At 37.3% G+C, this 3,886-nt stretch carries 5 protein-coding genes; all 5 read right to left on the reverse strand.

Translation table 11 applies throughout. The features are described from left to right. Positions 1–697, reverse strand: a 697-nt coding sequence (locus AB4623_RS23660; RefSeq protein ID WP_372147480.1) for a DJ-1/PfpI family protein, incomplete at its 3' end; no start/stop codon positions are given. A gap of 206 nt (positions 698–903) precedes the next feature. Then, positions 904–1,383 (reverse strand): hypothetical protein, encoded by a 480-nt coding sequence (locus tag AB4623_RS23665; protein ID WP_372147481.1) that lies wholly within the window; start codon positions 1,381–1,383, stop codon positions 904–906. After that, on the reverse strand, positions 1,367–2,143 hold the full coding sequence (locus tag AB4623_RS23670) for a winged helix-turn-helix domain-containing protein (RefSeq protein WP_231903591.1): 777 nt from the start codon (positions 2,141–2,143) through the stop codon (positions 1,367–1,369). Before AB4623_RS23670 ends, AB4623_RS23665 begins: the two co-directional genes overlap by 17 nt. 17 nt (positions 2,144–2,160) lie before the next feature. Next, positions 2,161–2,676 carry a hypothetical protein gene (locus tag AB4623_RS23675; protein ID WP_017082554.1) on the reverse strand — a complete coding sequence of 172 codons (516 nt, stop codon included), beginning with the start codon at positions 2,674–2,676 and terminating at the stop codon, positions 2,161–2,163. Continuing rightward, the gene (locus AB4623_RS23680; protein ID WP_017082553.1) at positions 2,651–3,376 is read right to left on the reverse strand and encodes a winged helix-turn-helix domain-containing protein; all 726 of its coding nucleotides are present in this window, start codon (positions 3,374–3,376) and stop codon (positions 2,651–2,653) included. The genes AB4623_RS23675 and AB4623_RS23680 overlap by 26 nt, the downstream gene beginning before the upstream one ends. Between the last annotated feature and the right edge of the window lie 510 nt (positions 3,377–3,886).

Below are 3,886 nucleotides of genomic sequence, written 5' to 3' on the forward strand. Positions count from 1 at the left end.
GGTCTTCATTATGCATCCATTCTTGTAATCGATTAATCAAACCGTCACTGTGCTGTTGGTATTGAACAAAACTTGTTAAAAAAATTCGCTTTATTTTCGAAATATCGCCTCCCAAATATTGTTCACATTTTATTCTTTGGGCGGTGCCCAACAGAGCGTCAATTAACAAGATTGTTGCGGCGAAGTATTCTTTAATACCAGAGGTGCATATATATCTGCCTTCATGAGTAATTTTTAAGTGTGGTTTGAATTTTACTTGGGGGAATTGCTTGCGAAAATCTTCAGCATATACCCAATGTGTAGTAGCGCTTCGTTTGTTTAAAACCCCAAGCTCCGCCAGAAGAAAAGCCCCTGTACATAAAGAGAGAACAAACTCAGACTGCGCGATTTGTTTTTGTAGCCAAGACTTAACCTCTTCGGATAAGACATAAGACCCTTTACTTATATCACCACATGCGCCTATTAGCAAAATATCGGTCTGTTCGACGGATGCCCAATGTGTATTACAGTTAATTATGAGTCCTCCAAGAAATTGAGTGGGCTCACCTGTAACGGATACGTAACTAACCTGTGGGGTAGGTAATCCTGCTTGTATTGAAGCGATGGTCAGCATTTCGATTGGTCCCGAAATCGCTGTGATTGGGCTTCCTTCCAACAAGAGTGCAGTGATCTTTAAAGGTTCTCTTTTGTTGCTCATGAGTATTGTATTTCTCGGACATGTCTTATTTGCTAGTACTATGTCCAAAAAACCTTAAAAACACTAATGAACAAATCCAAATTTTACAACACTTACCGTTGACCGTAATTTTACAAAATTAAATTAACTCATTGGTATTAAAGGGTTTATTTTAAACACATTTGGTTATAACTAAATGTGTTGGTTGATTAGGTTAATTACTCTAATTAATCTGCAGTGATACACTGGACACTGCTGGTTAATAAACTGGAATAACAAAATATATATTTGTCTTGATACAAGGTCTGGAAAAATTGTTCCGAGGAATCGTTAATCAAGTGGGCTTCAGCGAAGTCGAGTTCGGTGGAGGGAATGTAGTTTGAGCTACGTAGTACGTTGGTCGTCGAAAAAAGGTTTATGCCCCAAAAATAAACTGAGTAATAAACGTTGAGAGCCTTGTTTTCTCCTTCGGATAGTGTGCTCGAATGGATATCGTGGACTCCTCCCCACCGATGCTCAACGGTAATAACTTCTTTGAAGGTATCGACTTCAAATTTTGTATATGTACGACCGCGAGAAAACAACATGGTGTTGTTTCGACCATCGAGGAATGGAGGATGGTTAAGGTTATTCATCCACGAGAGCAGCGCAATGATGAGTGTATTTGCCAACACCAGCCAAACGATGGCTTTACTGACATTGTTCATTAATGGCCTCTTTTACTTGCTCGATTGAATAATCTCGGGAAAAACTAAAATTCATTGTGTGACGTTCATGCAAATTGTTAGGTTGGTAAACACACGATATATACAATTGCTCGGGGTTTTCAGAAATATATAGCATACGCAAATCACTTGAGTATCTCCGTTTGAGATCCTTGAAACGTTGACTTCCATTTTTAGTATTCGTAAAGTAATACGTTACCCCCAAATACTCACGCTGATTCCATTGGAGACGATCTGTGGTGCTATTGTAATATATGATCCGTGCTAACCAAGTAATGCTAAGTAGCAACAAGAGTGAGAGAATCAATAAAATAAATTTTTGAAGGTATTGTAGATGAGCTGATAGACCAATCTTTTCTTGATGCTCTAGTTGGGGAGTGTCTTGGGGTATTTCTGAGCAAGAGGTTGATAAGTTGTCTTGTTCAAGAGCTACAGGCATCTCAAGACTTATGAGGTCGCTAACCACCGAATAACCATGTCTAGGTACAGTTTTTATAATATTTTGTTGGCGGCCATTATCTCCTAAAGCTATGCGTAGGTGAGCTATGGATTGCGTTAAACTCGCTTGAGAGACGACACGCCCCGGCCAAGCCGCGTTTATTAAGGCGTTTTTTGAAACAGTTTTTCCTTGATATTGACATAAAAGCTCTAAAATTTTGCAATCTGTAGAGTGCAATTTTTTGCTCTTCCCATTACTTTGGTTAGTTAGTTGATGCCGAAGTGTTGGATTAAATGTCCACATGCTATGCTGTTTTCTTCTCATTGAAGGCGATTTTTTTCTTTATCTTTAGATATATTGACACATTGAACTGAGCTGTTCGACAGTTGGATGTAGCAATATTGGTATGGGGTTTCTCGCAAAGTTTGAAAAATTTCTTCGCCCCCGTCAAAAAGGACATGTTGCTCCGGCAAATCGAAATATTCTGACTCTGGAGCGTCAACCAGCTTATTGATGTATTTTATTGAATAAATAGATTTTGGCCAAAAGGTAATAAGGAATTGTGTATCAACCTTTTTCCCATTGCCGAAATGGATAGAAGTAAGTAAGAGAAATCGGTTCCATAGATAAGGTTTTAAGTGGTAGTCGATTTTTCTGTATTTATTGTCTCCCATTGTCTCACCGTAAGTCAGAATCGTTTTACTTATTTGGGTAGTAGCGTTTTTAGCAAAACTAGGAATAAACGATGCGTTCAGAAAGATTTGAATAGGAAACAAGGCAAGTAAAAAGACAACGCCAAGTCTGTAGCGCTTATTGGCATTTTTGTACAATATCATTACTAGTTCTCTCTATAGCGCGCTTAATATCAATGGAGAAGTTGATGCTTTGGCCGTAAGGTGATGAGGAATTCTGGTGAATGCAACTTACATAAATCCTAGTTTTATTTGAAGTGATATAAAAATTCACATTGTTCAAATCAGGGTGTCTAATCAGTTGTTCTAGGAGCTGTTGACTATGGAAATCGTTGTTCTTGATCGTAAAAGTGTTGGTTTGAGAGTTCAACCTTGACATGTTCAGTTTAGGTTCGCTTTGTGAAGGGATGAACAAAAACCAAAACAGTAACAAGTTCATACTGACTAATAAAAGTATTACTCCAACTTGCCAAGAACACCTAAGTTTAAGAGCTCGTATCTTATCAGGGCGCCCAGTATAGGATTGGTCTTGGTTGGTTAAAGCTAGAGCTATTTTATTCTCAGCGACAAAGTAGCCGGCTTTAGGTACGGTTCGAATGATACATTGCGCTTCCGCTGTATCATTTAAAGCTAGACGTAATGAAGCAATACTGTGTGTGATACTGGCATCTGAAACACATTTTCCTAGCCAAATTTTTTTGTGAATTTCTGACTTAGTTACGACTCGATGTTTATTCGAAAGTAAGAGCAATAACAACTGGCTTTCTGTATGGGTTAGTCTCTTTTCTTCGCCTGATATTTTATTTCGAAGTTGAAAGCACTCCTGAGGTCTAAAGTCCCACATAGATATCTGTTTTACCTATACTTGCTATTGTCTTGAAATGAAATGATACAAATTTACCAAATTATTCAATAGACAACAACTAAGAAAACAATATAACCCTGGTTTCATAATTAAAATTGTTTATAAAAGTTAGGGTAATTTTGGTTTGTTCTTTTATCGAGAACCTGAAAGGTATGCCTAAAATAAGTAGAGTTACTTTCATTTATGTGTGTTGTTTCATTGAGGTGCTTTAGTGCCTCATCCAGTGAGGTCGTATGCATGACACCAAAAGCTTAAATATTTGGTTCAATATGCTTTTTAATCTATGGGGTTGTATCGATGCGGTCATGGATAGAGGTCGTGAAATTAGGGTAGATATTATTTAATGAAATGATGAAGTGCCATATCGTATTTTGATTTTATAATTCTCAATCGAAATTTCTCCTATTATTAGTTCTAGTATTGACACTTCTTATGGTTTGATAGTTATTAATGAGATGAAAATTAACAATCCTACATAAACGTTTGCTT

It is taken from the genome of Vibrio sp. 10N.222.52.C12, assembly GCF_041474215.1.
Classification (GTDB): Bacteria; Pseudomonadota; Gammaproteobacteria; order Enterobacterales; family Vibrionaceae; genus Vibrio; species Vibrio crassostreae_C.

What these genes read in the sequence shown, in the direction of transcription:
- AB4623_RS23675 (WP_017082554.1), bottom strand. Translation starts at nt 2,676, where the DNA reads ATGATATTGTACAAAAATGCCAATAAGCGCTACAGACTTGGCGTTGTC.
- AB4623_RS23665 (WP_372147481.1), bottom strand. Translation starts at nt 1,383, where the DNA reads ATGAACAATGTCAGTAAAGCCATCGTTTGGCTGGTGTTGGCAAATACA.
- AB4623_RS23680 (WP_017082553.1), bottom strand. Translation starts at nt 3,376, where the DNA reads ATGTGGGACTTTAGACCTCAGGAGTGCTTTCAACTTCGAAATAAAATA.
- AB4623_RS23670 (WP_231903591.1), bottom strand. Translation starts at nt 2,143, where the DNA reads ATGTGGACATTTAATCCAACACTTCGGCATCAACTAACTAACCAAAGT.